The following is a 24,034-nucleotide window of genomic DNA, read 5'->3' on the forward strand; positions in this document are numbered from 1 at the left end:
GTGGGAAGATCACATACTAAAGGCAGAGAGAACGCCATCTCTCTGCCAGCAGGCGCTGCAATTAATCAACACGAATCACGTCACGCAAACCAGCCGAACCTTACGGATATCAGGCTGAAAAGTCCTACAGCAGCAAATATATTTATCAGCACAACAGTTTTACTGGAAACATTCATTTTTGCCACCTTTCGATTTAACCCCTATGGGTATAGTACGGGTTAAGACGAACCGCAATAGTACCCATTCTGAACATTGTGGTAACAGGGTGTTTTTCAGGCGTTTTTCTGAAAAAAATGAATAAAACTTGATGTGAGTCATGAAAAAGAGCATATTGCGCGCGATTTTCCCCTCTGGCCTGGATGCCCCAAATGTCTTTGTACCAAAAAATGCTGGTTTTTTATGCGGTGATGGCCGCAGTCGCGGCTATCATCACCTGGTTTCTATCTCGCGATAAAAAGCGTATTCGCTTTCTGAGTGCGGTGTTAGTCGGGGCGACATGGCCGATGAGTTTTCCCGTCGCACTCCTGTTTTCTCTTTTTTGATGGCGGCGTTACCGCCGCTTCAGGTACTGAGCAAGGCGAGCAATTGTTTCCTGTCTGCCTCAGTAATATCTGAAGGATGTTGATAGCCCACATTCTCATTAGCACGAGTGTAGAGAGCAACCAGCCAGTCGTACACATAACGGCTTGCACCATGCAGCGGCTGTTCATCCAGCTTTGTCAGACGGAACATAGGTTGTTGCACCGGCGCGCTAAAAATAGCCGTACCCTTTTGGATCCTGCTGGCTGGCCGCTTTTCCTCCGCTACGTTGGCATAGCCAAGCCAGGTAATAAAATCACCGATATCGGCGTGCAACTGTGCCCCGCAGACGTTCTCGCGTTGCATAATACGCTGTAACTGCTGAGGCATCTGCAGTCTGTAGCTGGTCGTGACCAGTATGTCGGCAACCTGCCTCAACGTACGGGGTTCCAGGCGAAGACGTCGCGCATTATTCTCATTGCGGCACCATTGACGTACATGGTTGACCCACATTTTATGCGCCTGATATCCGGTTTCTTTATTCTCATGCTGATGCGATATGTCCTGCACCTCAGCAAACAGATCGATCTCATCATTAAATAAGCCACTGACCTGTTCTTCCCGTGGCTGCTGAATGCGTAGCAGAGATTCAAAACTGCGCATTGGCGGCAGCAGACCATCCAACAGCTCGCCATGTTTTGCCGCCTGTGCCTGTAACTGGCGAATCACTGATTCGCTCGCGCCGGATCCCTCATCAACAACTTTCAGCCAGGTGTTCAGGGTTTCGCGAATGCGCTGCTGGTACTGCTCGCGAAGGGAAGTCAATCGGGCCTCGCGCTGGTGCGGTGACGTTGCCTGAGACAACCATTCAACAAGTCGCTGAACACTGTGTTTGTCCAGTGCCTGCAACGTGCCCCAGTGTAATCCGGGTTTGCCCATTAATTGTTGAACGGCTTCATCCAGGTTTTGCTGCGTAGTAAAACGTGCGTCCTGGGGAGTAATCGCCCATACCACGCCAGGCAACGCGGCATCATGCAGCGGTTGGGTATCGTTGACCCAACCCAGCAGCGTTCGGGTAATCGCTGGCGTCTGTGAACGCGTAGATACGGCATTGCAGATCACTAAGACATCCGGTTGTAGATGCTGGCGGTAATGTTCCAGCATCCAGCCTAATTTTGCACGCCACAACGGATGCGGGTGCGTATCAGGTGCAAGAGGAATATCCAGCAGATCTACATTGCCAAGCACATTGTCTTCAACTGTCAGTACCAGTTCACGCGTTAGCAGGGCCAGGGAGCCCAGCGAGAGGCTGACCGCATTGAGTAACTGATTATTATCAATGGGATGAACGACCACGTCGCTTTGTGCATCACTTCCGGTTAATGCTACCTTGGTCAGGAAGTTTTCGGCGGGCAAACCAAAATGGTCGACCAGCAAACTTAGCGGCGCGGCTATCTCTTGCGCATGACCGGTCTGCTGCAACGTGTGTGCCAGTGCCAGCCATTGCTGCGTTAGCTCCGGTTGTTCCCCCCACAGCAACGCCCATGCGTGTGCCCGGGTAGTCAGATCCAGTGCGGGAAGTAGCGTGGCAAAGTGATGCCATAATGCATCGTCAATTTGCTGCTGGCTGGAGGGAACACTGTTTCGCCAGAAGCGGCCGATTGCCGCCACATCTTGTGCGGAAACCCCCTGAACTGGATGACGCTGGCGCAGCGTCTGCCATTTTTCCAGTCGTGCTTCAATGATTGACCTCTCAACCTGGCGGTTGTCGGGTAATGAGCAGAACTGCGCGATAAACAGTTGTACCAGTTCTGCCTCACTCATCAACCGTAGACGCAGAGGCCATTCGCTATCAATCGGGTTTTCTTTACGCGTAAAACGGATCGCCATATTGGTCGGTGCATGTCCGGGGTTAATATGCGTAAAGTAATCAAAACTACGGTCCGGGGCGGTGATGTTCAGTTTGCCATTGTCATTGCTACACAGGGCGGATAACAGATGCGCTTTCGCCGGTTGAGAATGTCCATATAATCCAACACAACCTTGCGCGGTTAATGCCGCATTTAGCGCAAATTCATTAACTGCCGTCAGCGTTAGCTGAGCCAACAGAGCGTCCGCTTCATCATCAAGACGTGTGGTACGCTGACGTGTTTCAGTCACCCATTTGATGGCGGCCTGTGCGGTGTTTAACATCTTGCTCATTTCAGGTACACGCTCCCGCTATCAATCCAGTAATGGCTGCCGCTATGACGACGGTCTGCCAGCGTATTCAGTTTTAACGTTAAGGCATTGGCGGCAACGGGTGTGCCATCCTGCAGCCAGGCATCACTCAGAACAAAGAATTCCGGGCCTGTCTCTTTAGTACCGCCGCGTAGTTGTAAGCGCACATTTAAGACGCCATCGCCAGCAATGGTTTTCGCCAGTTCGGCAGAGTTAATACTGAGCGTATACAGCGGAGTGGCGGGCCAGCGACTGTTAGCCAGTTGACGAAAACCTAACGTCACGTTGCCACGCAGCGGAAAGTGCAGACGAGTATCCAGTTTTGCCCCTGGCTTATCGAGATCGATATCGTGATACCAGATGTTCTCATCACGCAGCGTATTGACCGTATTATCCAGTACGCCAAGATAGCGTACGGTAGAGTACGCACCGATATCGGCGGCTTTAAAGTTAAAGCGTGGCAGGCGTAGATCCAGCGCCAGACTACACAGCATTGCACCGACGGCGGCGGTGGATTTCGGATTGCCAATGCGACCTTGCTGACTGAACGGATACCATTCATGTACACGGTAGTTGTCCATCCAGATCATGCGGTTAACCGGTACCGGTTGCAGATGACGGATCAGCGCTTGTACGCCTGGCAGGCAGGCGGGTCTGCCGGTGACTAATAAAATATCGCAGCGATAGTGTGAAATGGCTTCGCAGACAGCGTGCAGTGGGGCAGTAAGGGTAAATTGTCCAGCCAGCAATGCCTCCTGGAGCTGCCTGAACTGTACCTGTAACGGGACACTCAGCAAGTCAAAGACTGGCGAACCCGACGGCAGCGCATGATCAATAGCCTGTTGAATGTAGTTCATCACATTGCGCGTTGGACGTTGAGACAGCAATTCGCCAAAAGTGGCATGCAGTCCTGCTACCGGATCGTTAATGTCGCTCTGCTCCCAGGCGGAGAGCACAGCATGACCGAGCGGCATAAAGAGCTGTAACGCCGTTTGCTGGCGTAAAATTGCCTGGGTGTCGATGCGCCCCGAATCGCCAAACAGCGTAGCCAGCAGTGCGGCGGCATCGGTGACGCCCGCCTGCTGTAACCGGGTTTGCAGAGCAGGTAACACACAGCGCTGAATCACATCCAGCAGCATGTCATCGCCGGCAACCTTGAATCCTTCACGAAACAGCAGGTGCGGCGTAATTTTGACATTCGCGCCAACGCCATCATCAAGCTGATAATGCACGACGGCCATATCCGTTGTGCCTCCGCCAATGTCGATTGATGCGACGCGCAGCGCGCGACCTTTGACTTCATCAGGCTCCGGCTGGCGATCCGGACGGGAGAGAGCGTTAAAGAATGATTCGGTGTGCCCGTCATAATGCGAAATGGCTTCGTTATACAACCACACCAGTTGTCCGCAGCTGGCTTCATCCCATTCCATCTGGATCTCCGGGACGGGAACCACGCTCTTTTCCTGCTGTTTGCGCGTGGTGAAATCTTCATCCTGCGGGTGCCAGCCCATCGCTTTCCAGACCAGGGCAATCGCTTCAAACATGCGCAGGCGGAAGATCTCGCGCTCCTGTTTTGGCATCGCAGAGGGCAGGGTGAGGATCAGCGTGCGCAACTGGCGTGGAGAGGCCGGGAATCCGAGGCGCAGACGTGTTGCCACGCTGTTAATTTGCCCCAGAGCCTGAGCCAGAATCTCGCACAGCATATGCGTCATCAGCGTACTGCGGCTGTACTGCGGGGAGAAAACTGGCAGCCGGTCATCCTGTGGCAGACTAAACAGCGGTTGTCCGTCATCGTTCATCAGATTCATTAACGGAAAGGCCGTGGCAAGCGGTTCGCGCTGGGTTTTGCCATTCATCTGACTAAAGCGCCAGTCATGTAAAACGGGCGTTTCATCCCATAAATAACGGCGTGGGCTGGAGATCCCGCTGCTGCCTTCTGTCCCCAAACGCTGCATTGCCAGTTTTCGGGCTTCATCGCCGACGCGCACGATAGACGGCCAGATAAAGGCGTCATCACGGCCACTTTCAACGGAAAAGTGCTGCTTACCAAAGCGCGCTTCGGAAAACTCCAGTCGGCTGGTGAACAGCGGATCGTTAAGAAACTGAGGTTCGCTTAACGAACGGACCTGCAGTTCAGCAGTCTGGCGCAGACCGTCATTGGCATCCCCATGATCTTCAATCAATACACCGCAGGTATGGGTATTGCCGATATCTAAAATGAGATCGACAGGAATAGCGGGGGTGCTGAGGGTATGCGTGACTAACTTCACTTCCGGGACAGATAACTGTTCACCTAACAGTGCCAGCAAATTCAGCCAGTGCGCCTGATATTCGAAGTTACGCAGCGCCAGTTGGATCTCCTGCTCTGAACGGCTCTCTTCCTGCGTGACATGATGCAGGAAGGACTCTCGCAACCAGCCGTCAATCCAGGTCTGGTCGAGGAAATCTGCAATTTCGTTATCCTGCCAGGCCAGCGCAAATCGCGTTCCGTTAAGCAGATCGTTTTCGTTTGGCGTCAATGCGGCTGGTGCGTGTTCGGCAAGCTGACTGTCCAGCGCGATAGTGACGCGGTGGGTGTTGCCTGCGCTGTCTGGCTGCGCCAGCTTTCGCACTTGTATGCGAGCCCAGTTATCCGGGCCTTCGACAAACGTGCGGGGTGGGTTAAAACGCAGGAACGGCAGGGGTAACCAGACACCATCGAGTACGTCCAGCGAATAATGTAACGTCTGGGTACTTTCCGGCTTCACCACCTCAGGTTGTCCGCCGGTGTTACCTGGCAGGGTATAGCGTCCCGTTGTGAGATCGAAATCCAGCCTCAGCAGTGGGCCGTTTGCCGTTTTGCGAACGAAACGACCGTGGTGAGCGGATTCCTGCGGAGTCAGTCCGAAATCGAGAAACTGCACGCCGCTATTAGCGATGAGCGTTACGCTCTGTTTGTAATCACACAGATTGACCAACATAAAATCAGGCACCTATTTTTTTGATAGTCAGTGGGATCTCAGCGTGATCGTCATAACGCGCGGTACAGGCCGCAACATCGTTGGTTCCCGCTTTACAGGTGATTTCAGGCATCGGATAACGCGAGCCGTCAGTGCATCGTGCATTCCCGCGACTCTTAATCATTAATTCGCCCGACTGGTGCAGGCCAGAGAAAATCTCTGCACGACACACAATATTGTCGCCATGGACAACCCGTGCAGTGCCTTTATTAGTCTGGATCTGATAACGCAGTGATGGCGCTTTGCCGCTGACCGGATCTTTAACATCGACCATTACGCGCCAGTTTCCGTTGAGGAAACGTGTGGTACCCGCTTTCATCTGGTTGGCGTCCATGACCAACGCATCTTTTGGGATGGCGGCAATAACAACGGGACCGTCAACGGGCTTTTCTTTTTTGGCTGCTGGAGTGACTTCCGCCCGATGCAACGGCAACACCGATCTCAGTTCTGGCAACGGTTTACTGTCAACTCTTGCGACCTCAACAGGTGTCTCAACAGCCGCTACAGCTGGTGCTGGAGCTTGTTGCTTCCACAACAGTGGAGCGGCTATGGCAGCGACAATCACCGCTGCAACGGGAAGGCTCCACAACGGCAGACGGCGTGTCGACTTACTCTGTATTTGTGCAGTTGGCGGTGTAACCTTGGGTTCGCTAATGATGACCGGAGCTTGCGGCTCGGGTTCGGCAGGTTCAGGCAATTCAACGACCGGCGTCAGCAACGGTGCATCGGCCTCGGCAAAGGTGATTTCCGGCGTGACATCTTCTTCAGCCTCTGGCTCCGGAGCAGGCACGACCGGGGGAACATCGCTGACTCGCAGGCAATCGAGCACATCATCACGGGTATTTTCGTTTAGATTGACGAAGCCCCAGAACGTAATGACAGGCTTACCATCAACCAGAAAAACGTGGTTCTCTCCCGGAAATTGAATCGCTTTTTCGAGCAGTGAACCAAACAGTTGCAGTGCGGTTTTACCCGATTGCAGGCTTTTGCGACTCAGGGCCGCCGCATTTTCCAGGGTGCTTCCCAGATAACGCATTGCCCGCAAACGTGTGTCTTCATCCGCGGCTTTCCACGCGACAGCTTTTCCCTCGATCGGGGAATACCAGTCAACCCGATCGCCGTTGTCGTTAATTTGTGGAATTGCCAGACAATCCGCCATCGCCTGCTGTTTACGCAAACGAAGCGTTTCACGAATTTGCAATGCTGAATCAAAAACGGCCTGACCGCCGCCGCCCACGGCCTGATAGTCATCCAAATTGCCGCTGCGCAAGAGAGTTTTTGCCACGTTGTTATCCCTTAGACTTCTTCACACATCTACTTTACGGGTTATGAAAACAAGCAAACGTCAGAAGAGAGGCAAAAAGGGGCGAATTTTCATGGCATAGAGTATTGGGAAAAATCTTGACGTCCTGAAAAAGACTTAACGGAAATTATTCCACCTGTGCTGTCGAATTAATCAGCGAAATACACCGGATTAGAATAACCTGATAGTGATTTGTTATTAGTCAGTTTTTGTCAGCTATGCTCTGATAATCGTGTTAATAATAAAATAAGAAGGCTTATAACCATGACTGCAAGGAAAACGTTGCTCGCGCTGGCACTCAGTGCAGTATTACCAACCGGCGCTGCATTCGCGGCCAGTACTGACACCATTATTTACTGCTCTGAAGCGTCGCCGGAATCATTTAACCCGCAAATCGCCAGTTCCGGTCCATCGTTTGTGGCCAGTTCGCAGGTGCTGTACAACCGGCTCATCAATTTTGATCCGGTAAAAAATACCCCTGTACCGTCGCTGGCAACCGACTGGACAATTTCACCGGACGGTAAAACGTACACCTTTACCCTGCGTCAGGGCGTAAAATTCAACAGTAATAAATTCTTTAAACCCACCCGCGATTTCAATGCTGATGATGTTGTTTTTTCTGTGTTACGTCAGAAAGATGCCGATCATCCGTACCACAAAGTATCGCAGGGCAACTATGAGTACTTCAACGATGTCGGGCTGGACAAGTTGATCAAAGAAGTGAAGAAGGTCGATGATTACCATGTCCAGTTTGTGCTGAATGAACCAAACGCGGCATTTCTGGCCGACTGGGGGATGGACTTCGCATCCATTCTTTCCGCTGAATATGCGGATGCAATGCTGAAAAAAGGCACCCCGGAAAACGTCGATAACTGGCCGATTGGTACCGGACCTTACGTGCTGCAACAGTACAAGCAGGATTCACAAATCCGCTATCTGGCTAACCCGAACTACTGGGATGGCGAGGTGCCGACGAAGCATCTGATCTTCTCGATTACGCCAAACGTACAGACGCGACTGGCAAAACTGCAAACCAACGAATGCCAGATTATCCCCGCGCCTGCGCCAGTGCAGTTTGAGGAAATTAAGAAAAATAGCGACCTGACACTGCATTCTGTCGATGCGCTGAACGTCGGTTATCTGGCGTTTAACACCGAAAAAAAACCGTTTGATAACGTGCTGGTTCGTCAGGCGCTGAACTACGCTACCGATAAAAAAGCGATTATCAATGCCGTCTTTTTAGGTTCAGGCACGGTGGCAAAATCACCAATCCCACCGAATATGATGGGCTTCAATAAAGATTTGAAAGATTATGATTACGACCCGCAGAAAGCGAAAGCGTTGCTGAAGCAGGCGGGGCTGGAGAGCGGTTTTGAGGCGACGCTGTGGTCAATGCCGGTTCAACGTCCGTACAACCCGAATTCCCGTCGTATCGCCGAGATGATCCAAAGCGACTGGGCGAAAGTCGGCGTAAAGGCGAAAATCGTTTCTTACGAGTGGGGAGAATACCTGTCTGGAATGCGCAAGGGTGAGCATGACACCGCGCTGTTTGGCTGGATGTCTGACAACGGGGATCCTGATAACTTTGCCGATGTACTGTTGGGTTGCAACAGTATTAAAACTGGATCAAACGCCGCGCGCTGGTGTGATAAAGAGTATAATTCCCTGGTTCAAAAGGCGAAACTGGTGAGCAAACCGGAAGATCGCGCCGCGCTTTACCAGCAATCGCAAGAGATATTCTACCAGCAGGCACCATGGATAGCGCTGGCAAACGGTAAGACGTTTTATGCTACGCGCAGCAATGTCAGCGGATACAGCGTGAGTCTGATGGGCAGTGATTTTTCAAAAGCAAAACTAAATTAATGTGTTAAGGAGAAAGTATGTCGCACCTGGATGAGGTCAGCGCACGTGTCGACGCCGCCATTGGAGAGAGCGTTATTACGCATATGAATGAACTGCTGATTGCGCTCAGCGATGATGCAGAGCTAAGCCGGGAAGAGCGTTACACCCAGCAGCAGCGTTTGCGAACGGCTATCGCGCACCATGGGCGTCAATATAAAGAGGATATGGAAGTTCGTCGTGAACAACTGACCAAAGGCGGTACTATCCTTTGATACCCTGACGAACAGAGTGGTTCCGGCCTGCATTTTCGTGTTATTTGTAGGCCGGAACGGCGTAGTGCCATTCGACAGTTAAAACGAACGTCTCGCCACTAACCAGGCGCCAACTACCAGCATCACCGCACCACAAACCGGCCCCACCAGCGCACGCAGCGGTACGCCGTGGCTGCGCAGTATATCCAGTACCAGACCGCCTATCAGCTGGCTGGCAACCAGTACCGCAATGGTGGTGGCTGCGCCCACGTTCTGGTATCCGCTAATACTGGCGAAGACAAAAAACGACCCCAGCAATCCGGGAATTAACGTCCACCAGCGCACACTGGAGGCCAGCTCGCCAAATCCGGCCACACCTTGTTTAAACCACAGAATGCTGACAAACAGCACGATCCCCACCAGCGAGTTGAGCAACATGGCGATAAGGATTGTCGATGAGGTCTGAGTTATACGCACCATTAAGGTGTTTTGCACCACCAGACCGATGCCTGCAGCAATCAGAAAGGAGAGTGTCAGCGTCTGGTTCATTCGCGCACATCCGGTTCGCTACGATCGTCCAGTTGTAGTTGCATAAAAGTCAAATCCAGCCAGCGACCAAATTTGGTTCCGACCTGCGGCATTTGCGCGGTCAGCTTAAAACCTAGCGTGCTGTGCAGGTGCAGAGATGCCTCGTTCTGTGACTCAATTCCCGCCACCATCACGTGTTTGCCACATGCGCGGGCTTCATCAATTAACCTGCTGAGTAGCGCCCGTCCCAGACCCTTTCCCTGATGATCCGGATGCACATACACCGAGTGTTCGACGGTATGGCGGAATCCGTCAAAATTACGCCAGTCGCCAAAGGAGGCATACCCCGTGACCACGCCATTCTCTTCACTCACCAGCACTGGATATCCCATCAACTGTCGGGCTTCGTACCATGAGATCCGGTTTTCGGCATCGACCGTCTGATCGTTCCAGATAGCTGCCGTATGGAGTACTGCGTGATTATAGATTTCTGCAATGGCCGTGCAGTCTTCTTTGCTGGCGAATCGAATTGACATGTTGAACCTCAGGCGTTGTTCACTATAGTATTACGATATGAATACTATTGAAGACAGTATAAATCAACGGATCAGTGCAAGAATTCGCGTTGAGCGGGAATCTCGCGGATGGTCGCTGACCGAGCTTGCTGAGCGCGCAGGCGTGTCGCGGGCGATGATCCATAAAATTGAGCGTGGCGAAAGCAGTCCAACAGCAACGCTGCTGGGACGACTGTCCGGTGCTTTTGGCATCAGCATGTCTACGCTGATTGCACGTGCTGAAATGCAGGAAGGGAAACTACTGCGTTTCGCCGATCAGCCTGTCTGGCACGATCCGCAAAGCCACTATTTGCGCCGCCATGTCTCCCCGCGAAGCGATCTGCCCATTGATCTGGTGCAGATTGAATTGCCCGCCGGCAGTGATATCCCGATGCCAGCCTCTTCCTATGTGCAGGCCAGACAGCTTATCTGGTTGCAGCAGGGGGAGTTAGTGTTTGTGGAAGGAGACACGAGACATGAAATGAAAGCGGGTGATTGCCTGGAACTCGGTCCACCGAATGACTGCCGCTTTATCAATGAAACCTCGCAATCCTGCGTTTACCTGGTTGTGCGGTTAAACCATGCAGGCAATTAATGTGAAAGCATCTCCACCGGAGGGGAACTACTATTGATGGATTCATGCCAAAAGCTGAGGAGAACATCAATGGGTCAACAAATGCAACGCAATCGCCGCTGGGTACTGGCTTCACGTCCGCATGGTGCGCCAGTACCGGGTAATTTCCGGCTTGAAGAGGATACCGTAGCGACTCCTGGTGCAGGGCAGGTTTTACTGCGCAACGTTTTTCTGTCTCTTGATCCCTACATGCGTGGCCGCATGAGCGAGGAACCGTCGTACTCTCCTCCGGTTGAAATTGGTGCAGTCATGGTAGGAGGCACCGTAAGCCGGGTGGTCACATCGAAACATCCTGACTATAAAACGGGGGAATGGGTCCTGAGCTACAGCGGTTGGCAGGACTTCGATATTTCCGATGGCAGTGGACTGGTAAAATTAGGCGACAACCCTGAACATCCTTCATGGGCGCTGGGCCTGCTCGGCATGCCGGGATTTACGGCATATATGGGCCTGCTCGATATCGGACAGCCTAAAGCCGGAGAAACGCTGGTGGTTGCGGCGGCAACCGGACCTGTTGGCGCAACCGTTGGGCAAATCGGTAAGCTCAAAGGATGTCGGGTAGTGGGTGTCGCTGGCGGAGCGGAGAAATGTCGCCATGCGACAGAAGTCCTCGGGTTTGATATTTGTCTCGATCACCATGCGCAGGATTTCGCAAAACAGCTGGCGCAGGCTTGTCCGCAGGGGATCGACATTTATTATGAAAACGTGGGTGGCAAAGTTTTTGACGCAGTTCTGCCGTTACTCAATACCTCAGCGCGAATCCCTGTTTGTGGCCTGATCAGTGGGTATAACGCGACGGCGTTACCGACTGGTCCTGACAGGTTACCGCTGTTGATGGCAACAATATTGAAAAAACGTATTCGGATGCAGGGTTTTATCATTAGTCAGGATTACGGCCATCGTATTCATGAATTTCAGCAAGAGATGGGGCGGTGGGTTAAAGAAGGCCAGATCCAGTATCGTGAACAAATAACCGACGGTCTGGAAAATGCGCCGGAAACGTTTATTGGCCTGCTCACAGGGAAAAACTTTGGCAAAGTCTTAATTCGCCTTGCTGATGAATGATACTTAAGGTAGGTGATTGGGCGCCTACGGCATTGAAAATATTGCCTCTGCTGGAACTAGTTATAGGCGCCCTAAATCCAGCCTCTCGTGCTGGCTATATTGTCAGGTATAATGCCCCTGTTTCTGCGTACTTAACTAGGGGTATCCTGGATGTTTATAACTCTCTATTCGATAATACTCCTGCAGAATAGAGTTTTTCCCGAAATTTTATAGCTCCATTAATATTTAAATGATGGCCATCAGTAAACTCCGTGTAGTTAAAGTCTTTATCGGCAGAAAAATCAAAGATATGAAAATGTTTTGACTCTATGGAAGAGAAAAAACGTTTGCATTCGTTTTTTATCTGTTCATCAAGATTTTCTATATAGGCTACTGATACGGGAGGTATTATCATGTAAACATGATTTTTATTATTTTCTGCTGCATTTTTAATATCCATGATTCTTTCGCAGTTTAACTTGAAAGAGTCTGCATGTTTTTTGTATTTATTATGTTGTGCAACAATACCGAGCCCGTCAAGATAGTGTTTATCTGCATTTAGAAATTTTTCAGTGTTTATATCACGTTGCATTGTTGATAGTTTTTCTGCAATACTTTCTGTACTATGACAAGAACATTCACTAATGTTCCTTTGATTAATGTAGATACTCTCAATGAAAACATCTATAGATTCCGTGTTGAATTTATGCATTAATGTATCATTTGAGTCACTTATTTCTGTTTTTTTATTTGAGTTATAGTATCGATCATTGAATTTATTCATGCTTTCTTTTGCATATGTATAGACAATTGATTTTCCTTTACTAATCTCCTTGTAAAGATCATAGAATCCAAAGCATAATATTGTTTTGTTTATAGGGTTGATGGTGTTTGTTTTAAAGTAAAGATCGTGTGCGTTTGTTATATCCAGACCTGGAATAGAAAGGCTTGTCGAATGTATTGAATTTATATCTGTTAATGCATGGAAGGCATATGATGAACCGAAAATGACGGTGTTAAATTTTTGATCTATAAATCTATTATATTGATGTGAAAGGAAATCATACCAGATGGACAACTCTCTTGGTTTTATTGCGTTTTCATGTAAATGACAGGAAAAAGGTTTTCCAATCCCGCCTTTTAAAAAAACAGTACTTCCTGAATAATCATATGCAAAAATTGATAACTTACTCTCTGATAATTCTTTTTTGATAACATTCTTATCAAAAGAATATGTTTTTATATCATGGAATATAAAGTTTGCATTTTTTTTGCTTATCTTTTTCTTAAATTCAACGAAACTTTCTTGTTCACCTAAAAAGTAAATGTCCATGATTGTATTGTCTAAAATAGAAACATATAAATCATAGCAGATGATGTAAAATGATTTTATATTTTCACGTTTAAAATCTTCACACAGATAGAATAGCGCATCAATAAATCTTATGGTTTCAGGTGTGCCAGTGAAATATTTTGAGTTATTTAATACATATTCTTTTAAAATTATGACATCGAGGTCGGTTTTATTTTTATAGAGTTTTAATATTAAAGTTCGCAAACAAAGAAGGAAATTAACATGGTCGTTCATATTGTAGCCTTTTATGTTAAAATTTTTACATTGATGTTGTTATGGTAGTGTCGGATTTGTCGATGAATATATAATGCGGTAAAAAACAAAAAATCTTAAATTTTATAGTGATTTCAATTTTAGAACAGGTGTTCATCATGATGATGAGCTTCATTTCATGAGCTAATTGCTTACAGTAACAGCATTCCATATTCGTCTTACACATCTCATTAACTGTGATTGTATAAATTTTGTTTCACTTTCAACATTCGGCTTACAGATGCGGCGAAACTAAAGAAAATCAGTAAAGATGGTTGTATTTAATACATTGATTTTTCGACGAGATTTGCTGAGAACTCATCGTATTACCTGTGCAAGATAACAATATTAAAAATATCGAGATCGATTTTGCGCGCCCGTCAAAATCAGCGTGATACGCGCTTGAGAACAAAAGCCGACAGGATTTAACACTGGGTCGTATGCGTCGTGTACAAAATTGCGCTATGCCAGAGATGAATCTCCATTGGTTAGGCCGCCACTGACGAATGAATTGCGCAACGATGATTTTCCGCGCCAGGAGCCAGAGTTGTAATGGAGGCGACAATGAGCCTCCATTACACGTAGAGAAGCAGTGGATATGAGGCGAACGTCATCATGTATCCTGGCAAATTGTTCTCTGTTTCATAAAAGCATAACCTGCAATCATTCATGGAGAAATTAAGAAGGTTGTAGCCAAAAAGTGAATTAACACTCCACTTTGAGATAAATAATGATTACTATTCTCATTCTTAAGAAGAGCAAGACCATGATTTTGCTCATTGAGGCTATGTGAAGCAGTAACATACGAATTTATCAAAGGGAGTCGTCATGTCTTTACGTCATCTGTTTTCACCGCGTCTGCGTGGTTCTTTACTGTTAGGTTCACTGCTCGTTGCATCGTCATTTAGCACGCAGGCTGCGGAAGAACTGCTGCGCAAAGCCGTGGGCAAAGGCGCCTACGAAATGGCGTACAGCCAGCAAGAAAATGCGCTGTGGGTTGCCACATCGCAGAGCCGCAAGCTGGATAAGGGCGGGGTGGTTTATCGCCTTGATCCGGTCACGCTTGAAGTGACCCAGGTTATTCATAACGATCTCAAACCGTTCGGTGCCACGATCAACAATGCCACTCAGACATTATGGTTTGGTAACACCGTCAACAGCGCGGTAACGGCGCTGGACGCCAAAACTGGCGACGTGAAAGGGCGTCTGGTTCTGGACGATCGTAAACGTTCTGAAGATGTCCGTCCGCTGCAGCCTCGTGAACTGGTCGCTGATGATGCTACCAACACGGTGTACATTAGCGGAATAGGCAAAGAGAGCGCTATCTGGGTTGTGGACGGTGAAACGATCAAACTGAAAACCACTATTCAGAACACTGGTAAAATGAGCACCGGTCTGGCTATCGACAGTAAGGCCAAACGCTTGTACACCACCAATGCCGATGGCGAGTTTATTACCATCGATACTGCAGATAACAAAATTCTCAGCCGTAAAAAGCTGCTTGATGACGGGAAAGAGCACTTCTTCATCAACCTGAGCCTGGATACGGCGGGTAACCGCGCGTTTATCACCGATTCTAAAGCGGCAGAAGTTTTGGTTATCGACACCCGTAACGGCAACGTGCTGGCTAAAGTTGCCGCGCCGGAATCTCTGGCCGTACTGTTCAACCCGGCGCGTAACGAAGCCTACGTGACGCACCGTCAGGCAGGTAAAGTTAGTGTGATTGACGCGAAAAGCTACAAAGTCGTCAAAACATTCGATACCCCAACCTTCCCGAACAGCCTGGCGCTTTCAGGTGATGGCAAAACCTTGTATGTCAGCGTGAAACAGAAATCTTCACGCGAGCAGGAAGCGACTCAGCCGGATGATGTTATTCGCATCGCGCTGTAATTGCCCGGAGGGGGAAACCCCTCCAGTCATTTATCCACACCCCACGATACGCCTCGTTACACCCCATCTCTGGCCTGACAAACATCAGGGACTTACACTATGTCCTCTACGGCTAACTGAATAACACGGGATTACCATGAAAAAGCCATTTATCTGCCTTTGTGCGGGTGTGATGTTGTTTACACTGGCGGGCTGTACCACTGATTACGTCATGACGACGAAAAGCGGACAAACCATTGTCACCCAGGGTAAACCGAAGCTGGATAAAGACACAGGGATGACCAGTTATACCGATCAGGATGGGAACGCGAGGGAAATTAACAGCAATGATGTTGCTCAGTTAATTGAAGCTAACTAAGCGCCAGAAAAAAGGGGAGGCCGGATATCCGATCCCCCCGCAAATGTTACGGTGCGGTGCGGTGGATTTCTGCCACGCGCTTACGCACGCCAAACCACCCGGCAACCAACAGAATGGCAATCAACGGTAATGACGCGATAGTCCAGGTACCGTTCGGATAATCAAATGCCATCAGCACCAGCACAGTCAGCAGGAACAAGAGCGTTAACCACGAAGTAAACGGGGCACCTGGCAACTTGAAGCTGACGTCTGCCGCTTTGCCTTCTTTAATCGCCCGACGCAAACGCATCTGACATACTACGATGAATCCCCATGACGCAATGATGCCCAGCGAGGCGAAGTTAAGCACGATCTCGAAAACCTGCGAAGGTACCAGATAGTTAAGGAAAACCCCTACGACATACACGACCAGCGTGGCGAGGATCCCGGCCCAGGGCACCTGTTGGCGGCTCATTTTAGCCATAAATTTAGGTGCAGAACCGCCCATCGACATCGAACGTAAAATGCGTCCTGTGCAGTACAGTCCGGAATTAAGACTGGAGAGCGCCGCAGTGAGCACCACAATATTCATAATGCTGCCGATATACGGCACGCCGAGCTTTGAGAAGAAAGTGACAAACGGGCTTTGACCTGCCTGATAAGCATTCCAGGGCAACAGCAATACCAGCAGGACGACCGAACCGACATAGAACAGACCAATTCGCCAGATAACGCTATTAATCGCTTTTGGTACCATTGTTTGCGGATCTTTGCATTCGCCGGCGGCTGTACCCACCAGTTCAATGGAGGCAAAAGCAAAGACGACGCCCTGCACCAGCACCAGAGCAGGCAACAGACCATGCGGGAAGAAGCCGCCATTGTCGGTGATCAGATGAAAGCCGGTAGTGTTACCATCCAGAGGTTTTCCGGTACCTAAAAAAACCGTACCGACCACCAGAAAAATGACAATGGCCAATACTTTCACCAGCGCAAACCAGAACTCCATCTCCGCGAACCATTTTACGCCGATCATGTTCATGGTACCGACGATCGCCAGCGCGCCGAGGGCAAACACCCACTGTGGCACGTCGCCAAAAGCGCCCCAGTAGTGCATATACAGTGCCACCGCAGTGATATCAACGATCCCGGTCATTGCCCAGTTGATGAAGTACATCCAGCCTGCCACGTAGGCTGCTTTTTCGCCCAGAAATTCACGAGCGTAGGAGACAAAGCTACCGCTGGAAGGGCGATGCAATACCAGTTCACCGAGTGCGCGAAGGATAAAGAACGAAAAAATGCCGCATACCAGATAGACCAGCGCCAAAGCGGGACCGGCCATTTGCAAGCGTGCACCCGCCCCTAAAAATAACCCGGTTCCGATGGCGCCACCGATGGCGATCATTTGTACCTGCCGGTTGCCCATCGCTTTGTGATACCCCTCTTCGTGAGCATTCAACCAGCGTCGTTTTGCCGCATGTTGTTCCGCGGCTTGCGTGTTGTGTGTGTTCATTACTTTTCCTGTTGGCCTGGTAAATTCACAAAATCCTTTTTGCCGCACCTGCAGCGACCCATACGAAAGTCAGCTCGCGGCGAAAACAGCGTTACCCTTCATTGTGTTACAGGGAGAAAACTGTCGGCCGAGCATCCTACATTCAATTGATAAGTGACGCAAAGCCTGACCAGCCAGAAAGCGCTTTTTTCTGCGGCCTGAGTTGACGGGCTGTGGTCTCGATTCAGCAAAATTAAGGGACGGGGACTGTGAGGGGATAAAAAATACGCTCATCGTGATTGTCACCATGATGAGCGTCATACCTTTTATGCGGATATGCCAAAGACCTGGACCGCCTGTTGTAAACGTGACGAACGCTGAGTTAAATCAGCGGTGGCGTCGGTCACGCGCTCCACCATTTCGGCATTATTATGGGTCATGATACCTACGCGCGATATTGAATCATTAATCAGATCCAGCGCCTGAGTTTGTTCCCGTGTCGCCAGGCTAATGTCTTTGATCATCATCGACATCTGTAACACGTCGCCAATCATGCCTGTCAGATGCGTTTCCGTCTGTTCCACCATTTTCACGCCGGAGTTAACGTTCGCGACGTTTTTCTCGATAAGCAACTTGATCTCTTTGGCTGCAGACGCAGAATGCTGTGCCAGATTTCGTACTTCAGCCGCCACCACCGCAAAACCGCGTCCGGACTCTCCGGCGCGCGCAGCCTCGACGGCAGCATTAAGCGCAAGAATATTGGTCTGGAAGGCAATACTGTCGATAACGCCGATGATATCGACGATCTGGCTATTGTCGCGTGAAATGGCCTGCATCATGGCGATAGTTTGCTTCATGATATCGCCGCCTTCTGTCGCATTAACGCTGGTCTTATCGGCCATTGTCATGGTTTGAGCTGCGGTATCTGCGGTTTGCTGTACCGCACTGCCAATCTCTTCAATGGCGGCCGCTGTTTGCTGCAGATCCGCAGACGTTTCTTCGGAACGTGTATGCAGTGCAATGCCTTCTTTTGACACGCGCTGGCTAATAGAGCGAATACCGGCTATCTGCATACTGACGTCATCAACCAGGGAATTCAGATTCAGTCCGGACTGATTAACCAGTCGCATCAACATCCCGATTTCATCCACACGATTTAAATGGCAGTTATCGGGTTTACGTCCGGAGACCACTTTCTTCATTTGGCTGAGCAAAGTATTAACTGGCTGACAAATTTGATACTTAAGGTAAATACCAAATAACACAAACAATGTCAGCATTCCACCTGCCTGAATAAACGCGTTCACTGGGGTAAAGATTAATAATGCAGAGAGCAGGGCAACGAAAACTAGAGCATAATTGACGCGTTGACTAATACTCAACCATTTAAACATAGAGGCCCATGCCATTGCGCCACGGCGAATAACAATGCCTTTAAAAAGACGAAAGCCTTTAAATTTCTGGTTATTTATTTTTTCATATAGTTGTTCACTCGCCGTTATTTCTTCTCGCGAAGGAACTGTGCGCACTGAGATGTAGCCGGTTAATTTTTCATGGTGCCAGACGGGAGTGACGTTTGCACGGACCCAGTAATGATCGCCATTTTGTCGGCGGTTTTTCACCATGCCTGTCCAGCTATCCCCCTGCTGTAACGTGTACCACATGTCAGCGAAGGCCGCAGGGGGCATATCGGGATGGCGAATAATATTATGCGGCTCGCCCATTAGCTGGTTTTCGTTAAAGCCACTGGCATCGATAAAGGCGGAGTTCGCATAGGTAATATGGCTCTCTTTATCCGTCGTCGAAAGCAGCGTCGCTTTAGCGTTAAGTTCGTGCTCAATTTGTGTAACGGGCGTGTTACTTTTCATAAAAGCCCCATGATGTTATGTATAATTCATACAAAGATCCCCGCATTAATACCAGGGGATATTAAAAAGCCGTTTTAAACCATTTTAATAAGAAACGCTGCATTCTCTACTAATCATCAGTTCTGCGAAAGTATCTCAATTAAAAATTTTAATGCAGGTGATTAGTGTCCTGTCATAAATATGAAACAATAAATACAAATGCATAACCTGAAAAGTTACTTAAACTGACTTAAATTAAATTAGGCCCCGGCGAGTTCCGCAAAAATAAAATTGATAAGCAATGATGTCGTTGAATTTTCACCCTCAACAGAGACCCTATTATATTTTGTAGTCAGTAAAAACAAGACATTTTTTCTGAATCGTGCCATCGCCTGTGCAGGAATGACCAAACCATTCTGAAGCGATCTTACCCATGCCGGGAACAGGGGTGGTTATCTGTTTTTTAGCTGAGCAAATGTGAATTAAATGTTTCTATATGGTTATTTGATAATTTAATAATAAAGACATGTTAACAAACATGGGCCTGCAACATGTCATATCGCCTGAGCATTCTTGATAAAAGCCCCGTAGGGGAAGCTGAAACCGCCGCCATTGCCCTTGCCAGGACGCTTCATCTGGCGCAACTGGCAGAAGAGTGGGGATATCACCGCTTCTGGATAGCGGAACACCACAATACGCCGCAGCTCGCCAGTCCGTCGCCAGAACTGGTGATTGCGTGGATCCTCGGGCAAACACAGCGTATCCGCGTGGGGTCCGGTGGGGTCATGCTGCAGCACTACAGTCCGTATAAAGTGGCAGAAAATTTCAATCTTCTGGCGTCACTGGCTCCGGGTCGCATTGACCTCGGTGTGGGGAAAGCGCCTGGAGGATTACCGCTGTCAACGCAGGCGTTACAGCAGGGCATCAACCAGACAGAAAAGGGAACGTTTGCTGATCAGCTGTCTCAGCTTAATGGCTGGCTGTCGCTGACCGGTAAGGAAACTGCGCAAACGGTGTTCCCGACACCGCTTCCACCCACACCCCCGGAAGGATTTGTTCTGGGAGCCAGCGTTCAAAGCGCGCAGTTGGCGGCAGACTCAGACTGGAACTTTATCTTCGCTGCACATCTTAATGGTGACAAAGCACTACTGCGAGATGTTCTGACGTACTGGCAAAACAACAGCTCGCGCCCAACGATTGTTGCGGTACAGGTGATAGTGGCAAACAGTGCCGGGATCGCCGCGCAACTGGCGGAAAACGTGCAGATCTGGGGCGTGGAGCTGGAAGATGGCCAACGCGTCACGGTTGCCAGCGAAGAACAGGCTCTGGCTTTTGCCGCACAAGCGGGAAGCGCGCCGCGAAAAATTGCCCGACGCGAGCAGGCGTTGTTGCACGGTACTGCGCAGGAAGTGGTCGAAAAACTCACTGACCTGCATACGCACTACGGCATTGATGAGTTCATTATCGATACCCCGGTGGCGGAAGGTCATGCGCGTCTGACATCTTTGCGTTTATTAGCAAAAGCCCATGCAGCCGTGGAGGTCGCCTGATGTCGCTCGCCTCACAGCTTATTAACTGGCGTCGCGAACTGCACCAGCACCCGGAGCTTTCCCTCCAGGAGGTGGCGACGACGGCCCGTATTCGCGACTGGTTGCACAGTGCGGATGTCACTATTTTACCGTTTGAACTGAAAACGGGTCTGGTCGCAGAAATTGGTCAGGGAGAAGAAGTTATCGCCCTGCGAGCGGATATTGACGCATTGCCGATAGAAGAAAATGCCGATGTTCCGTTTCGCTCGCTTACACCTGGCGTGATGCATGCCTGCGGACATGACATCCACACCAGCGTCATGCTCGGTGCGGCAATATTGCTGAAGCAGCAGGAATTCCATTTGCCGGGGCGAGTACGCATTTTGTTTCAACCCGCGGAAGAAAATTTTGGTGGTGCGAAAACGTTGATCCGTGCCGGAGCACTGCAAAACGTGGCGGCAATTTTTGGCATGCACAATGAACCCGGCTTGCCGGTAGGCGAGTTTGCCACTCGGGGCGGCGCTTTTTACGCCAACGTTGATCGCTTTGTGCTGCGTGTTACGGGTAAAGGCGCACATGCCGCACGTCCACACGAAGGTAAAGATGCCATTCTGCTCGCCAGCCAGTTGGTGACGGTATTGCAAAGCGTTGCCAGTCGGGAGGTTAATACGCTAGATTCAGTGGTACTGAGCGTGACCCGGATTCAGGGCGGAAATACGTGGAACGTCCTGCCAGAATTTGTCGAGTTGGAAGGGACGCTCAGGACACATCGCACTGAAGTTCAGCAGCAGGTCAAAAAGCGAGTGAGCGATATCGCCGCCGGATTTGCTCACGCTTTTGGCGCACAAATTGATGTTATCTGGCATGCCGGACCGAGTGCGTTGGTCAACGACACATACTGGGCCGATATTGCCACCAACGTGGCAAAAAAGTCCGGCTATACCACGCACAAAGCCGATCTCCATATGGGGGGCGAAGATTTTGCGGTCTATCTACAAAATACGCCTGGCGCATTTGTCAGTATCGGTAGCGCCAGTGAATATGGACTACACCATCCGGGATTTAATCCGGACGAACGATTAATTGAACCCGCCGCGAATTATTTTGCCCATTTAGCAAAAACGGCATTCGAACATCTTTAATTTTACCTGTTGGGTAAGGGGTTACTATGGCTAAAAATCGGCAACTACGGCTGGGTACTATTCTGCACGGTGCGTCAGGTAATATGTCCGCATGGCGTCATCCGGCTGCACAGGCCGATGCCAGTATTAATTTTGAATTCGTTAAAGAAACGGCGTTAATTGCTGAGCAAGGTAAACTGGATTTTATTTTTGTCGCTGACGGGCTGTATATTAATGAAAAATCTATTCCGCATTTTTTAAATCGATTTGAACCGTTAACGGTATTATCTGCGCTGGCCAGTATTACCCGCAATCTTGGGTTGGTCGGGACGGTATCGACATCATACAGCGAGCCTTTTACCACAGCGCGCCAGTTTGCCAGCCTCGACCACCTCAGCCAGGGGCGGGCCGGATGGAACGTGGTGACATCGCCACTGGAAGGATCGGCAAAGAACTATTCCCGTGCACAGCATCCTGAACATGCCCAGCGTTACCGCATTGCTGACGAATATTTGCAGGTGGTGAAAGGTCTGTGGGACTCATGGGAAGACGACGCGTTTATCCGTAATAAAGCCAGTGGTGAATTTTTTAATCCGCAGAAACTGCACACGCTAAATCATCACGGCGATTATTTTCAGGTTGCCGGCCCGTTAAACATTGCCCGCACACCGCAGGGACGCCCAATTATATTTCAGGCTGGTGCTTCTGCAGATGGCAAAAAATTAGCAGCGCAGCATGCTGATGCTATTTTTACCCATCAGGATTCACTGGCCGAGGCCAAAGCATTTTATCAGGATGTAAAAAACCAATTAGCGCTCACCGGGCGTCGTCCTGATGAGTTGCATATTTTTCAGGGCGTCAGCGTTATTGTTGGCGACAGTGAACAGGATGTTGAGCAGCAATATCAAACCACCGCCGCGTTGGTTTCTGTTACCGACGCACTGAATTACCTGGGTCGCTATTTTGAACATCACGATTTTGCACAATATCCACTGGATGCGCCATTCCCGGATATCGGCGATCTGGGGCAAAACAGCTTTCGTAGCACCACCGATGAAATCAAGCGTAATGCGCGGGAACGCGGGCTAACGTTGCGGCAGGTTGCGCTGGAGGCTGCCAGCCCTCGTCCCCGTTTTAGCGGTACGCCAGAACAGGTAGCAGATGGCTTACAGCAGTGGTTCGACGAGAAAGCGGCAGACGGTTTTATCATCCAGGGCGGAACGCCGGATACCTTCCCACGCTTTGTTGAGCAGGTGATTCCGGTGCTCCAGGCGCGTGGCCTGTTCCGTTATGAATACCCTGGCACAACCCTGCGCGAAAGTCTGGGGTTAGCGGCACCGGCAAATCAATTCACACAATAAACTCACACAATAAGAGAAAAAACGCTATGCAGAAAAAAACATTACTTCTCGCGCTGTCACTGGCTTTCAGCGCCTCAGTCTGGGCAAATGACGTCACGATTAATGGTACAGGCGTCAGCCTGGAAGCCAATAAAACCCCTATCAATACGGCGAAAAACCCGCAGGCGATCGCGCAATTACCCGCCAACCTGCGCCTCGCTGTACCGGGCAAATTCACCGTGGCGATTGCCGGGCTGAGTCAGCCGCCGCTGACCGTTTTTGCGGATGACAATAAAACGCTAATCGGCAGTGAAGCCGATATTGCCCGCCTGGTTGCCGACAGTCTGGGACTGGAGTTGAACGTCGTGCCGACGTCGTGGGAAGACTGGCCGCTGGGCGTGACATCCGGCAAATATGATGCCGCAATCAGCAATATTACCGTGACCAAGGCGCGCAAAGAGAAGTTTGATTTTGCTACCTATCGCAAAGATTCCCTCGGTTTTTATGTCAAAACCGGCAGCCAGCTGACAAAAATTGAGAAAGCAGAAGATATTGCAGGTCTGCGCATTATTGTCGGTTCCGGCACAAATCAGGAAGCCATTTTGTTGGCGTGGAACGAAGAAAACCTGAAGAACGGATTAAAGCCGTTTACTCCGGTGTATACCAAAGATGATGCCGCCCAGACGCTGGCCCTGCAGTCAGGCCGTGCTGATGCCTATTTTGGTCCTAACGTCATCGGTGCCTGGAAAGCCGCTCTCAACGGTAAAACGCAACTGGTCGGCAGCGTGGATGGAGGATGGCCGAAGGCGGCGCATATCGCGGTAACGCTGAAAAAAGACAGCGGTTTAGTGCAGCCGGTACAAACCGCGCTTAACGGTGTGATTGGCAATGGTGACTATGACAAAGTGCTGAACCGCTGGGGAGAAGGGGTTGAACGTATCCCGCAATCCGAAATTAATCCGGCGGGTTTAGGCGATTAAG

Annotated in this window: 18 protein-coding genes and 1 pseudogene; 10 read left to right on the plus strand and 9 right to left on the minus strand. The window is 49.9% G+C overall.

The annotated features are described in order from the left end of the window. Positions 1-80: 80 nt before the first annotated feature. The gene (yncL, locus tag OH663_RS05715) at positions 81-176 is read right to left on the minus strand and encodes a stress response membrane protein YncL (RefSeq protein WP_071828932.1); all 96 of its coding nucleotides are present in this window, start codon (positions 174-176) and stop codon (positions 81-83) included. Positions 177-368: 192 nt separating this feature from the next. On the opposite strand from yncL, the gene OH663_RS05720 reads away from it, so the two are divergent. After that, positions 369-542 (plus strand): GhoT/OrtT family toxin, encoded by a 174-nt coding sequence (locus OH663_RS05720; RefSeq protein WP_136345510.1) that lies wholly within the window; start codon positions 369-371, stop codon positions 540-542. Positions 543-561: 19 nt separating this feature from the next. Here OH663_RS05720 and OH663_RS05725 read toward each other — a convergent pair whose 3' ends face one another. From OH663_RS05725 to OH663_RS05735, 3 genes are read right to left on the minus strand one after another with little or no spacing between them, the layout of a single operon-like run. Next, a complete protein-coding gene (locus OH663_RS05725) occupies positions 562-2,721 on the minus strand; it encodes a virulence factor SrfC family protein (protein WP_200010855.1) in 2,160 nt (719 codons plus the stop codon). Next, complete coding sequence (locus OH663_RS05730) at positions 2,718-5,699, minus strand: virulence factor SrfB (protein ID WP_200010852.1); 2,982 nt, start codon at positions 5,697-5,699, stop codon at positions 2,718-2,720. The genes OH663_RS05725 and OH663_RS05730 overlap by 4 nt, the downstream gene beginning before the upstream one ends. A 4-nt stretch (positions 5,700-5,703) precedes the next feature. After that, on the minus strand, positions 5,704-7,023 hold the full coding sequence (locus OH663_RS05735) for an SrfA family protein (RefSeq protein WP_200010849.1): 1,320 nt from the start codon (positions 7,021-7,023) through the stop codon (positions 5,704-5,706). Positions 7,024-7,305: 282 nt separating this feature from the next. Between OH663_RS05735 and OH663_RS05740 the strand changes: the two genes are divergently transcribed. Beyond that, positions 7,306-8,904 carry an ABC transporter substrate-binding protein gene (locus OH663_RS05740; protein ID WP_200010847.1) on the plus strand — a complete coding sequence of 533 codons (1,599 nt, stop codon included), beginning with the start codon at positions 7,306-7,308 and terminating at the stop codon, positions 8,902-8,904. Positions 8,905-8,921: 17 nt separating this feature from the next. Further along, positions 8,922-9,155: a YdcY family protein gene (locus tag OH663_RS05745; protein WP_048221418.1), complete on the plus strand. Its 234-nt coding sequence runs from the start codon at positions 8,922-8,924 to the stop codon at positions 9,153-9,155. Between the two features lie 78 nt (positions 9,156-9,233). Here OH663_RS05745 and OH663_RS05750 read toward each other — a convergent pair whose 3' ends face one another. Further along, on the minus strand, positions 9,234-9,683 hold the full coding sequence (locus OH663_RS05750; RefSeq protein WP_048221419.1) for a DMT family transporter: 450 nt from the start codon (positions 9,681-9,683) through the stop codon (positions 9,234-9,236). Continuing rightward, on the minus strand, positions 9,680-10,198 hold the full coding sequence (locus OH663_RS05755) for a GNAT family N-acetyltransferase (protein WP_045443085.1): 519 nt from the start codon (positions 10,196-10,198) through the stop codon (positions 9,680-9,682). Before OH663_RS05755 ends, OH663_RS05750 begins: the two co-directional genes overlap by 4 nt. A gap of 37 nt (positions 10,199-10,235) precedes the next feature. Here OH663_RS05755 and OH663_RS05760 point away from each other — a divergent pair, with 37 nt between their 5' ends. Continuing rightward, positions 10,236-10,811 carry a helix-turn-helix domain-containing protein gene (locus OH663_RS05760; RefSeq protein WP_200010845.1) on the plus strand — a complete coding sequence of 192 codons (576 nt, stop codon included), beginning with the start codon at positions 10,236-10,238 and terminating at the stop codon, positions 10,809-10,811. Between the two features lie 69 nt (positions 10,812-10,880). Next, complete coding sequence (locus tag OH663_RS05765) at positions 10,881-11,915, plus strand: NADP-dependent oxidoreductase (RefSeq protein ID WP_200010843.1); 1,035 nt, start codon at positions 10,881-10,883, stop codon at positions 11,913-11,915. 154 nt (positions 11,916-12,069) lie between these two features. On the opposite strand, the gene OH663_RS05770 is transcribed toward OH663_RS05765, so the two are convergent. Beyond that, on the minus strand, positions 12,070-13,482 hold the full coding sequence (locus OH663_RS05770) for a hypothetical protein (protein ID WP_200042244.1): 1,413 nt from the start codon (positions 13,480-13,482) through the stop codon (positions 12,070-12,072). Between the two features lie 846 nt (positions 13,483-14,328). Here OH663_RS05770 and yncE point away from each other — a divergent pair. Both yncE and OH663_RS05780 read left to right on the plus strand, forming a co-directional pair. After that, positions 14,329-15,390 carry a 7-bladed beta-propeller protein YncE gene (yncE, locus tag OH663_RS05775; protein ID WP_200010839.1) on the plus strand — a complete coding sequence of 354 codons (1,062 nt, stop codon included), beginning with the start codon at positions 14,329-14,331 and terminating at the stop codon, positions 15,388-15,390. A 136-nt stretch (positions 15,391-15,526) separates the two neighbouring features. Further along, positions 15,527-15,748: a YgdI/YgdR family lipoprotein gene (locus OH663_RS05780; RefSeq protein WP_045443071.1), complete on the plus strand. Its 222-nt coding sequence runs from the start codon at positions 15,527-15,529 to the stop codon at positions 15,746-15,748. A gap of 46 nt (positions 15,749-15,794) precedes the next feature. Here OH663_RS05780 and ansP read toward each other — a convergent pair whose 3' ends face one another. Both ansP and OH663_RS05790 read right to left on the minus strand, forming a co-directional pair. Continuing rightward, entirely contained in the window at positions 15,795-17,237 is a 1,443-nt protein-coding gene (ansP, locus tag OH663_RS05785; RefSeq protein WP_045443068.1) for an L-asparagine permease, read from the minus strand. A gap of 305 nt (positions 17,238-17,542) precedes the next feature. Next, positions 17,543-19,084 (minus strand): methyl-accepting chemotaxis protein, encoded by a 1,542-nt coding sequence (locus OH663_RS05790; protein WP_048221422.1) that lies wholly within the window; start codon positions 19,082-19,084, stop codon positions 17,543-17,545. A 530-nt stretch (positions 19,085-19,614) separates the two neighbouring features. Between OH663_RS05790 and OH663_RS05795 the strand changes: the two genes are divergently transcribed. The 3 genes and pseudogenes from OH663_RS05795 to OH663_RS05805 all read left to right on the plus strand — a co-directional run bounded on the left by OH663_RS05795 (position 19,615) and on the right by OH663_RS05805 (position 24,033). Continuing rightward, positions 19,615-20,613, plus strand: coding sequence for an MsnO8 family LLM class oxidoreductase (locus OH663_RS05795; protein WP_200010837.1), 999 nt, complete (start codon positions 19,615-19,617; stop codon positions 20,611-20,613). Then, positions 20,613-21,734, plus strand: a complete 1,122-nt coding sequence (locus tag OH663_RS05800) for an amidohydrolase (protein ID WP_045443050.1) — start codon at positions 20,613-20,615, stop codon at positions 21,732-21,734. The genes OH663_RS05795 and OH663_RS05800 overlap by 1 nt, the downstream gene beginning before the upstream one ends. A 26-nt stretch (positions 21,735-21,760) precedes the next feature. Beyond that, a pseudogene (locus OH663_RS05805) lies at positions 21,761-24,033 on the plus strand (NtaA/DmoA family FMN-dependent monooxygenase). Position 24,034 lies beyond the last annotated feature (1 nt).

The sequence above is a fragment of the Citrobacter sp. Marseille-Q5395 genome (assembly GCF_947057495.1).
Lineage (GTDB): Bacteria > Pseudomonadota > Gammaproteobacteria > Enterobacterales > Enterobacteriaceae > Citrobacter > Citrobacter murliniae.

Excerpts from the sequence above, each read along its gene's own strand:
- yncL (WP_071828932.1), bottom strand. The coding sequence starts at position 176 with ATGAATGTTTCCAGTAAAACTGTTGTGCTGATAAATATATTTGCTGCT.
- OH663_RS05720 (WP_136345510.1), top strand. The coding sequence starts at position 369 with ATGTCTTTGTACCAAAAAATGCTGGTTTTTTATGCGGTGATGGCCGCA.
- OH663_RS05725 (WP_200010855.1), bottom strand. The coding sequence starts at position 2,721 with ATGAGCAAGATGTTAAACACCGCACAGGCCGCCATCAAATGGGTGACT.
- OH663_RS05730 (WP_200010852.1), bottom strand. The coding sequence starts at position 5,699 with ATGTTGGTCAATCTGTGTGATTACAAACAGAGCGTAACGCTCATCGCT.
- OH663_RS05740 (WP_200010847.1), top strand. The coding sequence starts at position 7,306 with ATGACTGCAAGGAAAACGTTGCTCGCGCTGGCACTCAGTGCAGTATTA.
- OH663_RS05745 (WP_048221418.1), top strand. The coding sequence starts at position 8,922 with ATGTCGCACCTGGATGAGGTCAGCGCACGTGTCGACGCCGCCATTGGA.
- OH663_RS05750 (WP_048221419.1), bottom strand. The coding sequence starts at position 9,683 with ATGAACCAGACGCTGACACTCTCCTTTCTGATTGCTGCAGGCATCGGT.
- OH663_RS05755 (WP_045443085.1), bottom strand. The coding sequence starts at position 10,198 with ATGTCAATTCGATTCGCCAGCAAAGAAGACTGCACGGCCATTGCAGAA.
- OH663_RS05760 (WP_200010845.1), top strand. The coding sequence starts at position 10,236 with ATGAATACTATTGAAGACAGTATAAATCAACGGATCAGTGCAAGAATT.
- OH663_RS05765 (WP_200010843.1), top strand. The coding sequence starts at position 10,881 with ATGGGTCAACAAATGCAACGCAATCGCCGCTGGGTACTGGCTTCACGT.
- OH663_RS05770 (WP_200042244.1), bottom strand. The coding sequence starts at position 13,482 with ATGAACGACCATGTTAATTTCCTTCTTTGTTTGCGAACTTTAATATTA.
- yncE (WP_200010839.1), top strand. The coding sequence starts at position 14,329 with ATGTCTTTACGTCATCTGTTTTCACCGCGTCTGCGTGGTTCTTTACTG.
- OH663_RS05780 (WP_045443071.1), top strand. The coding sequence starts at position 15,527 with ATGAAAAAGCCATTTATCTGCCTTTGTGCGGGTGTGATGTTGTTTACA.
- ansP (WP_045443068.1), bottom strand. The coding sequence starts at position 17,237 with ATGAACACACACAACACGCAAGCCGCGGAACAACATGCGGCAAAACGA.
- OH663_RS05790 (WP_048221422.1), bottom strand. The coding sequence starts at position 19,084 with ATGAAAAGTAACACGCCCGTTACACAAATTGAGCACGAACTTAACGCT.
- OH663_RS05795 (WP_200010837.1), top strand. The coding sequence starts at position 19,615 with ATGTCATATCGCCTGAGCATTCTTGATAAAAGCCCCGTAGGGGAAGCT.
- OH663_RS05800 (WP_045443050.1), top strand. The coding sequence starts at position 20,613 with ATGTCGCTCGCCTCACAGCTTATTAACTGGCGTCGCGAACTGCACCAG.